General features: G+C 34.2%; 1 tRNA gene. It reads right to left on the minus strand.

Features of this window, described 5'->3' with window-relative positions:
* Window positions 1–365: 365 nt before the first annotated feature.
* Window positions 366–439, minus strand: a tRNA-Cys gene (locus tag RG959_RS23850).
* Window positions 440–441 lie beyond the last annotated feature (2 nt).

Here is a 441-nt window from a genome sequence, read left to right on the forward strand (position 1 = left end):
AAAACACGGGGTGTTTTTAATGGAAGATAAAAATTTAAAACGTTGACGTTTATTTTGTTCAGTTTTCAAAGATCAATTCACTTTTCTGTCGTATCGGACAGCTAAATAATCATATCATTTACTGGTTTACAAGTCAACACTTTAAAAGAAAAATATTATTCATTCAAAATGATGAAGATGTAAATCAGTTTGTTCGAGCCGCCTTATTTACTGGCGGATTCATAATATAACATAAGCTTTCTTGCGAAATCAATAGGAATTTATTGAAAATATTATTTTCTCAAAATAATATATCGACTGCTCCCAAATTTCACAAATTCTGCATTCACTAAACAGAATGACGAAAGTCATCAAAGCAAATAATATGGAGGCGGCAACCGGACTCGAACCGGTGGTAAAGGTTTTGCAGACCTTGGCCTTACCGCTTGGCTATGCCGCCTT

Origin of the sequence: Domibacillus sp. 8LH, assembly GCF_038806185.1 — a bacterium.
GTDB lineage: Bacteria > Bacillota > Bacilli > Bacillales > Domibacillaceae > Domibacillus > Domibacillus indicus_A.